Genomic DNA, 7827 nt, shown 5'->3' with positions numbered 1-7827 from the left:
ATTGGCACATCGCGATGCCGTCGGGAGGGGGCATCCACTCCATCAGATTTTCACTAGGCCGCCTTCACGAGCTTGGTTTCCGCCGTCGATGAGACCCGGCCGGTCAGATCGTCCTCGGTATCTTCCCACCAGTCGCCGAGTGCGTCGATGAGCGGCACAAGCTTCAGGCCGGGCGCTGTGAGGTCGTAGTCCACGCGTAGCGGATAGCCGGCATGCGCCGTTCGCCGCACGATCCCGGCTTCCTCCAGCTTGCGCAGTTCCAGCGCCAGAATACGGTGCGAAACGGTCGGGTTGTCACGCCTCAGATCGCTGAAGCGCTTGGTCCCGTCCTTGAGGTAGTAGAGCAGCAAGGTGGGCCAGCGGCCGCTGAGCACACGCATGGTTTCTTCGATCGGGCAGCGTGAGACGACATCTTTCATGGCGGGGACCTGGTTACAGAATAGTGCGTAATTTACATGGGGCGACCAGCGTTTAGGGTCAAGTTTCGCTGCGCAGCGTGATCCCTAAATTATGGAAGAGACAAAGAAATGGAACCTATCCTCCTCTATGGCTTCCCGCTGGGAAGTTCGATGGGGCTTGTCGCTGCTTTTGAACGCCTCGGACAGCCCTACCGCCTGTGTCGTGTCGACATGCTCACTGAAATGAAGAACGACGCCTATGCCAGCATCAACGGCCGTCAGGAAACGCCGGTGTTGATCACGGATCAAGGCAGGGTGCTCACCGAGACCATGGCGATTGCCGCCTGGCTCGAAGCCCGCGATACGCAACGTCGTATCAGCTTCGACCCTCGCTCACCGGAGGCCGACCGGATGCATCAGCTGATGGCTTTCGTGAACACCGGTTTCACCGCCGCTTTCACCCCGCTCTGGGCTGCATATGAAATGGAATCGGCCGAGCCGGCCCTGCTGGCGACCTTGCGCGACTTTGGCCGCAAGGTCGTTACCAACCGCCATGACCAGCTTGAGGCGATGATATCAGGCACGGACTTTTTGGTTGGCGATCGCCTGACGCTTGCCGATACCACGCTGATTGGTGTGGCGCGCTGGGCGGAGTTCCACAAGGCGGTCGACGGGGCGAGCTACCCCAAGCTGGCGGCGTTGCGCGGCAGGATCGAAGCCGATCCGTCCGTACGCTACGCACAGGCTATCGAGGACGGTGAAAACCCCGCTGGTTCGGGCGCCTGCCTCGGCCACGTCCCGCTGGCTGAGGTGATCGATCGCTTCGCTGCCTAGCTTTTGTCACGCATCTCACCGCGCGGCGCCAAAGTGTGGCGCCGCGCGGTGACCGCTCGTGGCTTTGGCAAGGCAAACAATCCGTCCACGATCGGTCAGGTGATCAAGTGGGATGCGTTGACGCGCATCCAGTCGGCCAGCGAATCCAGCGTGCCACGCAAGGTTCTGCCCAGCGGCGTTATCTCATACTCAACGCGCGGCGGCATCTCGGCATAGACCCTCCGATAGACCAGACCGCGATGTTCGAACAGGCGCAGCTGCCGCGTGAGCTCCTTTTGCGTAATCGGTGCGACGGCCCGCTGGAGCTCGCCGAAGCGGATCGGGCAACCGGTGACGATCAGGCGATAAAGAATGGGAATGGCCCATTTTCCCGAAACCAGATTGACGAAATCGATCATTGGGCAACGATCGGTCGCGCCATTTCCGGCCTCGACTGGCGGTACCTCGATGGCTTTTGCCTGCGGCATGAAATTATTTCCCTTAGTACCCATTCGGTGCCTACTATACAAAGCATACTATCATGTCGACAATGCCGTTCTCATCGTCTTTGGGAAGGCAAATCATGGGTCGCCAAATCATGGGTCGCTTGAGAGGCAAATATGCCCTCATTACTGGGGCAACCAGCGGCATCGGTCTCGAAACCGCGCGCCAGTTCCTGGCCGAGGGCGCTACCGTGGCAATCACCGGCAGGAGCCCGTCCGGGCTCGACGCTGCGCAGCGCGAGCTGGGCGGATCGGCGCAGGTGATCAGAAATGATGCCGGCAACCTCGCCGATCAGCGTGCGCTTGCCGCCGAGCTTGCGCAGCGCTGGCCTCGGCTCGACATACTCAACATCAACGCTGGCGATGTGACGCACCAACCGCTGCAGGATTGGGACGAGGCGGTCTACGACCGTCTGATGCAGACCAATCTGAAGGGGCCGTTCTTTTTGATCCAGGCCCTGTTGCCGATGTTTTCCAACCCGTCGTCGATCATCCTGTGCGGCTCGGTCAGTGCCCATATCGGCCTGCCCCAGAGCAGCGCCTACGCCGCCAGCAAGGCGGGCCTCCTGTCGTTAGCGCGCACCCTCTCGGGGGAGATGATCGAGCGCGGTATTCGCGTCAATGGCCTCAGCCCAGGGCCGACCGAGACGCCCGCCCTGGGCAAGCTGGGTCTGCCCGAAGCGGAAGAGAAGGCGCTGGGCGATCGAATACGCGCGCTGGTGCCGATCGGCCGTATGGGCAAACCCTGGGAGCTCGCCAAGGCGGCGGTGTTTCTGGCATCGGATGAGTCGAGCTTCGTCGTCGGCACGGAACTGCTCGTCGATGGCGGCGTCGGAAATCTCTAGAGCATTTTGCAGCCAAGTGGTTACACGTGGCGTCGCACAAATGCGGCTGAAACAAACAGATAGAGCGGGATGCCCCGTTCAATCCAAAAGCATCCCGCTCTAGCCGGATTTACCATCGCGACCATCGACTTGGCGACAATCACCTCTAAATCGACTATCATAGTTCTTGTACGAGAAGTGGCAGCTATGGGCGGCCATCCTGGCGGTGACCGCCCCGACACACGGGAGAATGGTTATGGCCAGCTTTCATGTCATGTCGGACGCGCGTGGAATGCACGTGCAGCCCACGGTGCGCCGCATCACCACGGCGGACCTGATGGATGTGCTGCGGCTCGGCATCGAGGATTTCTGGGCAAAGCCATCGCATTACGTGTTCCTGTGCCTGATCTATCCGATCGTCGGCCTGATCCTGACGCGATGGAGTTCCGGCTCCAATGCCATCCAGCTCATCTATCCGCTGATGTCCGGCTTCGCCCTGCTTGGACCCTTCGCCGCGATCGGCCTCTACGAGATCAGCCGCCGGCGCGAACTCGGCATGGACACGTCCTGGTGGCACGCGCTCGACGTGCGCCACTCGCCGGCGCTGCCGGCGATCGCGGTCATCGGCGCTATGCTGGTGGCACTGTTCCTGCTCTGGCTGTTCACCGCGCAATCGATCTACACCGGCCTGTTCGGCAATCAGCCGCCGGCCTCGATCGGCGGCTTTGTGCGAGACGTGCTGACGACGCCCAAAGGCTGGACGCTGATCCTGCTCGGCAATGCGGCCGGGTTCGTCTTCGCCGCGATCGTGCTGGCGACGACCGTCGTCGCTTTCCCGCTGCTGCTCGACCGTGATGTCGGCGCAGTCTCGGCAATCGAGACATCGGCACGGGCGGTGATGACAAATCCGCTGCAGATGGCGCTGTGGGGCCTTATGGTCGCCGTGCTGCTGGTCATCGGCTCGATCCCGCTGTTTGCCGGGCTCGCCGTCGTCATGCCCGTGCTTGGCCATGCGACGTGGCATCTCTATCGCAGGGTGGTCGAACCGGAGCGGGCGCAGCAGGACCGGCGGCCGATGTAAGCAAGCGGCGGTGCCGCCGCTCTATCTCTTTTTGTTGGAGCATCGGATTTTTCCAAAACCGGGACCCACTTGGGTCCGATGCTCTAGTTAACGCTGCGCGTCGGTCGCCATCTTCAGGGCTAGTGCTGTCAGCACCGTGCCCATCATCCAACGCTGGATCACCAGCCACAGCGGCCGGCCGGCGAGGAAGACGGCGATCGAGCCGGCCGTAACAGCGATGATCGCGTTGACGGTGAGGCTGATCGCAATCTGCGTGGTGCCGAGCACCAGAAGCTGTGACAGCACGTTGCCCTTGCCGGGGCTGATGAACTGCGGCAGCAGCGACAGATAAAGCACTGCCACCTTCGGGTTGAGCAGATTGGTCATCAGGCCCATGGCGAACAATTTGCGCGGCCTGTCCTTCGGCAGTTCGCGGACCTGGAACGGCGAGCGTCCGCCTGGCCTCACAGCTTGCCAGGCAAGCCACAAAAGGTAGAGCGCGCCGGCAAAGCGCAGCACATCATAGGCGTAAGGCACGGCAAGCAGCAACGCGGTGATGCCGAATGCCGCCGACAACACGTAGAAGACAAAGCCGAGCGCCACGCCACCGAGCGAGATCAGGCCGGCCTTCGGCCCCTGCGACAGCGACCGCGAGATCAAATAGATCATGTTTGGGCCAGGCGTCAGCACCATGCCGAGGCAGACCAGCGCGAAGGCGAGATGGTTGGCGGCGTCGGGCACGGGCGCATCTCCGGTGGCGGTGGAGGACACTCACCATGTCCGTCCGACCGCCGCAAGGGCAAGGTGGCGCCAGCCTTTGCGCCAGCCCCGCTATCAGCCGGAAGAACGGTTAGGTCAGCGATCCTTTGCGCCCCCCTCTGTCCTCCCAGCCTGTCGTTTCTGGGCGATGGCGCGCCGCTCAGCCGACGATGCGCAGGTTCGACAATTCGTTGGCGATTTCCTTGAAATTGTCCGACAGCGTCGCCCCGGTCGCGTTCCAGAACAGCTTGGCCGGCTTGGTCGGATCGGTGGGATCCTTGCGGAAGCGCGAGTCCGAGGAGCATGCCTTCAGGGCGTCGAGTGCTTTCTTGTCGCCGGCATCGGTGGTCGACAGGTCGAGCGCAACGGTCATGACGAGAACGTTCGAATTCTTCGCGTTGGCGCAAAGGGTCTGCATCTGCTCGTCCAGCGCGGCGGTGTAATTGGCGCCGGTGTAAGTGGTCTTGCCGATGTCGGTGCTTGTGTTCATGAACAGGCGCGTCACGCTTCCAGAGCCCGGATATGTCAGGCCGGTGTAACCGTAAGCGGCATAGGTCGACCTGTTATTGGCATAGCCGCTGTCGCTGACGGCGCTGTAGGTGTTGGCGCCGTCGGTCAGCACGATGACCACTTTGTCATTGCCCTTTTCGGTGTTCGGTCGGCCTTCCGTGAAAGGTTCGTTGCTCGACACTGTCCGCCAGCCCCAGGCAAGGCCTTCCGGCACGTTGGTGTTGCCGTTCGGCGCCATGGCGTCGATGGCGTCGTTGATCTCCTCCTTCTGGGCTAGCTGGCTCACGTCTTTGAGCGGCGTGATCGGGTTGGTTGTGCAGGACGCATTCGGGCCGTCGCCCGAGGCCGCCGACTTCGAGCCGTAAGGCTTGACCAGGAAATATTTGCGCATGTCCGACTGCCGCTGCGAAGCGGTTGGGCTGTCGGTGTAATAGGGCCAGTCGGCCCACCAGTTGTTGCCGTAGCTATAGGACAGATAGGTCGCGTCGTTGACACCGTCGCGGTTGAAATCGAGCCAGAGGGTGCCAGCCTCGTCCGGCGCAAACATCGGCACGAACAGCGTGGCAGGCGTGGCGGTGTTCGGCGTCGTGTCGTCGTTATTATACGGGTACGGCCTCGCCTCGACGCAACCCTGCCAGCTCGCATAGCGGCTGGTGGTGTAGATATATTCCGGGGTGGTCCAATGGCCGCTGCTGCAGTTACCCTTTTTGTTATAGGTGTCACAGATGTACTGTTTCGTGTTAGGCACTTCTTCGCGGCCAGACTCGACCGTGATGTCGGCGTAAAGGCTGAAGCGGGTCAGTGGTTGATCCTGGGTCTCGCCCCAGCCGGTGCCGCGCTTGTACCAGACGCCGTTGAGCTTCTCGGCGTATCTGTCCGGATCGTTGGCGGGGGTCATCGTCGTCCAGTCGAAATCCTCGTGCTGGATCGGGGAGATGCCGTCCTGATCCATCCAGCCATCTAGATCATGGGTGGGGCCGACATTGACCGACGCGGCGAACGGCACGAGGGAGAACTGCACCGGTTTGCTGACCTGCTTCATCTGCTGTGCCTGCAGCGCCAGCGTGTCGACAAGCTGCTTGGCGGCAGTCTTCAGCAGGTCTATTCGCTTCACGCCGGTGCCGGAACCGAGGTCGTTCATCGAGCCGGAATTGTCGAGCACAAGGGCTACTTCCAGCGTGTTCTTGAGGCGGATTTCCGAGCACGCCGTGAAGGTTGTGTCGCCGGTGGTCCCACCGCCGATCAGCATGGTGGCGGCCGGCAGAAAATAGGGGTGGTACGTCAGGGTGCTGCAGAGCTTCAACGTGCCGCCACCTGCATTGTTGTTGGGCAGGGTAACGGTAAGCAACGTATCAGCCGGATTAACGGGGCCGAGATTGGCTTCGAAGAAATTCTTGGCATAGGCCACGGTGTCGGCGTCGCTTGCGCCGGCAACGATCTGCTGAGCGGTGGCGATGCCGGCGGCATCCAGGGCGTTCAACGCGCTGTGCTTCTGGCGGAGCAGTTCCGAGTAATCGACGCTGAGTGCCAATCCGCCCATGAGCGGCACAATCGTGATGGCCGTCATGAGCGTATAGTTGCCACGCCGGTCCCTACCGAATTTACGGATCATTGCCTTCAGAACCCCGCCAGAACCCCTTTGTCGGCGAACGATGCCACCAATAGTTAAATTTCAGATTGCTAAAATATGTCCAAGATCGGCACAGTTTTTTAAAGCTCGTTAACCACGCCGCAGATGGCGGCAGTGCTGTCCATGATTGGACCCGCGCGAAGCCTCCGCAATGGGCTAAACCTCTGGAAAGAGGCGGCTTTTACGCTTTGCGCGCCTGCTTTGACCATCGCCACGCAATCCTGAACGTTGCGAAAGCTGGTGACAGGATCAAGCGCTTCGGTTAATGCGGGCCTGCCGCACGGACCGTCGGTAGCGGCCGATCATGACTTGGGAAAAATAGTATGGCGGATTCACCCGACATCATCGGCTCGCTCGCAGATTTGTCGGGAGCCTATACGGCCATTCTTTGCGACGTGTGGGGCGTGGTCCACAATGGCGAACGGCATTTTCCGGCCGCGGCTCTGGCGCTGGCCACCGCACGCGCGGCGAAAATACCTGTCGTGCTGATCACCAATTCGCCGCGCCGAAGCACCGATGTGGTGGCGCAGATGAATGCGATCGGTGTTCCCCCAAGCGCCTATGACCGCGTTGTCACGTCCGGCGACGTGACCCGCGACCTGATCATCGAGGGCCCGCGAAAAATCTTCCACATCGGCGCTGATCGCGATTTCACGCTCTATGACGGGCTTGACGTCGAGCTCGTCGAGGAGTTCGAGGCATCCGGCGTGGTCTGCACCGGGCTGTTCGACGACGAGGTGGAGAAACCGGAAGACTACGCCGAACTTCTGCGGCGCTTGCGCGCCAGGAACCTGCCATTCATCTGCGCCAATCCCGACATCGTGGTCGAGCGCGGCGAGCGGATGATCTGGTGCGCGGGGACCTTGGCGCGCGACTATGCCCAGCTCGGCGGCCGCACGCTGATCGCCGGAAAACCTTATGCCCCCGTCTATGACGTCGCGATGAAGGAGATCGCCGACCTGCTCGGCCGCCCGGTCGAGCGCTCGGACGTGCTGGCCATCGGCGATGGCATGATGACCGACATCAAAGGTGCTGCCGACAACGGCTTCGACGTGCTCTACGTGTCGGGCGGCATCCATGCCCGCGACTATGGCGATCCGCTACAACCGGATCCGGCCAGGCTGATTGCCTTTCTGGAAATGCACGGCTACCGGCCGGTCGCGGTCATTCCGAGACTGCGGTAGGGTCGCTCGATGACGGAAGCCTCGAAATGACGGAAGCCTTCGAACGCGTTTCTGCAATCTCGCCGCTGCCGGACCATTTGCGCGGCGGCGTGGTGGCGATCGGCAATTTCGACGGCGTTCACCGCGGCCATCAGGCCGTGCTCGAA

8 protein-coding genes and 1 pseudogene are annotated in these 7827 nt (G+C 61.7%); 5 read left to right on the top strand and 4 right to left on the bottom strand.

Annotation, left to right across the window (positions count from 1 at the left end; genetic code table 11):
* Positions 1-53: 53 nt before the first annotated feature.
* Positions 54-419: a helix-turn-helix domain-containing protein gene (locus tag E5W87_RS31800; RefSeq protein WP_292406809.1), complete on the bottom strand. Its 366-nt coding sequence runs from the start codon at positions 417-419 to the stop codon at positions 54-56.
* A 108-nt stretch (positions 420-527) separates the two neighbouring features.
* Between E5W87_RS31800 and E5W87_RS31795 the strand changes: the two genes are divergently transcribed.
* A complete protein-coding gene (locus E5W87_RS31795) occupies positions 528-1232 on the top strand; it encodes a glutathione S-transferase family protein (protein WP_292406806.1) in 705 nt (234 codons plus the stop codon).
* 95 nt (positions 1233-1327) lie between these two features.
* Here the strand turns inward: E5W87_RS31795 and E5W87_RS31790 are convergent, their stop codons facing one another.
* Entirely contained in the window at positions 1328-1699 is a 372-nt protein-coding gene (locus E5W87_RS31790; protein WP_292406803.1) for a helix-turn-helix domain-containing protein, read from the bottom strand.
* A 110-nt stretch (positions 1700-1809) separates the two neighbouring features.
* On the opposite strand from E5W87_RS31790, the gene E5W87_RS31785 reads away from it, so the two are divergent.
* Positions 1810-2559: an SDR family oxidoreductase gene (locus E5W87_RS31785; protein WP_292406815.1), complete on the top strand. Its 750-nt coding sequence runs from the start codon at positions 1810-1812 to the stop codon at positions 2557-2559.
* A 235-nt stretch (positions 2560-2794) separates the two neighbouring features.
* Positions 2795-3619 carry a DUF2189 domain-containing protein gene (locus E5W87_RS31780; protein ID WP_292406800.1) on the top strand — a complete coding sequence of 275 codons (825 nt, stop codon included), beginning with the start codon at positions 2795-2797 and terminating at the stop codon, positions 3617-3619.
* A gap of 87 nt (positions 3620-3706) precedes the next feature.
* Here the strand turns inward: E5W87_RS31780 and E5W87_RS31775 are convergent, their stop codons facing one another.
* Positions 3707-4339: a LysE family translocator gene (locus E5W87_RS31775; protein ID WP_292406812.1), complete on the bottom strand. Its 633-nt coding sequence runs from the start codon at positions 4337-4339 to the stop codon at positions 3707-3709.
* 178 nt (positions 4340-4517) lie between these two features.
* The gene (locus tag E5W87_RS31770; protein WP_292406797.1) at positions 4518-6479 is read right to left on the bottom strand and encodes a pilus assembly protein; all 1962 of its coding nucleotides are present in this window, start codon (positions 6477-6479) and stop codon (positions 4518-4520) included.
* A gap of 341 nt (positions 6480-6820) precedes the next feature.
* Here E5W87_RS31770 and E5W87_RS31765 point away from each other — a divergent pair, with 341 nt between their 5' ends.
* Complete coding sequence (locus E5W87_RS31765) at positions 6821-7681, top strand: TIGR01459 family HAD-type hydrolase (RefSeq protein WP_292406794.1); 861 nt, start codon at positions 6821-6823, stop codon at positions 7679-7681.
* 26 nt (positions 7682-7707) lie between these two features.
* Positions 7708-7827, top strand: a pseudogene (locus E5W87_RS31760) (bifunctional riboflavin kinase/FAD synthetase); the annotation flags it as partial.

This window comes from Mesorhizobium sp. (assembly GCF_004962925.1).
Classification (GTDB): Bacteria; Pseudomonadota; Alphaproteobacteria; order Rhizobiales; family Rhizobiaceae; genus Mesorhizobium.
Note: the sequence above shows the minus strand (reverse complement) of the source record. Positions and strands in the feature narration are given on the sequence as shown.

What these genes read in the sequence shown, in the direction of transcription:
- E5W87_RS31790 (WP_292406803.1), bottom strand. Translation starts at nt 1,699, where the DNA reads ATGCCGCAGGCAAAAGCCATCGAGGTACCGCCAGTCGAGGCCGGAAAT.
- E5W87_RS31765 (WP_292406794.1), top strand. Translation starts at nt 6,821, where the DNA reads ATGGCGGATTCACCCGACATCATCGGCTCGCTCGCAGATTTGTCGGGA.
- E5W87_RS31800 (WP_292406809.1), bottom strand. Translation starts at nt 419, where the DNA reads ATGAAAGATGTCGTCTCACGCTGCCCGATCGAAGAAACCATGCGTGTG.
- E5W87_RS31785 (WP_292406815.1), top strand. Translation starts at nt 1,810, where the DNA reads ATGGGTCGCTTGAGAGGCAAATATGCCCTCATTACTGGGGCAACCAGC.
- E5W87_RS31770 (WP_292406797.1), bottom strand. Translation starts at nt 6,479, where the DNA reads ATGATCCGTAAATTCGGTAGGGACCGGCGTGGCAACTATACGCTCATG.
- E5W87_RS31795 (WP_292406806.1), top strand. Translation starts at nt 528, where the DNA reads ATGGAACCTATCCTCCTCTATGGCTTCCCGCTGGGAAGTTCGATGGGG.
- E5W87_RS31780 (WP_292406800.1), top strand. Translation starts at nt 2,795, where the DNA reads ATGGCCAGCTTTCATGTCATGTCGGACGCGCGTGGAATGCACGTGCAG.